The following is a 321-nucleotide window of genomic DNA, read 5'->3' as shown; positions in this document are numbered from 1 at the left end:
TCTCTACCTGACCACCTGTGTCGGTTTGGGGTACGATTCTGTGTTACCTGATGCTTAGAGGCTTTTCCTGGAAGCTGGGCATTTATCACTTCAGCACCGTAGTGCCTCGTCGTCACGCCTCAGCGTTGATAAGGGACCGGATTTACCTGGACCCTCCGCCTACACGCTTAAACCGGGACAACCGTCGCCCGGCCGATATAGCCTTCTCCGTCCCCCCTTCGCAGTAACACCGAGTACAGGAATATTAACCTGTTTCCCATCGACTACGCCTTTCGGCCTCGCCTTAGGGGTCGACTCACCCTGCTCCGATTAACGTTGAAC

General features: G+C 55.1%; 1 rRNA gene. It reads right to left on the bottom strand.

Going from position 1 to position 321, the window contains the following annotated elements:
* Window positions 1-321: ribosomal RNA gene (locus HZZ01_RS20750) — 23S ribosomal RNA — on the bottom strand; the annotation flags it as partial.

The organism is Pantoea sp. WMus005, assembly GCF_013415305.1.
GTDB classification, from domain to species: domain Bacteria; phylum Pseudomonadota; class Gammaproteobacteria; order Enterobacterales; family Enterobacteriaceae; genus Pantoea; species Pantoea rara.
Note: the sequence above shows the minus strand (reverse complement) of the source record. Positions and strands in the feature narration are given on the sequence as shown.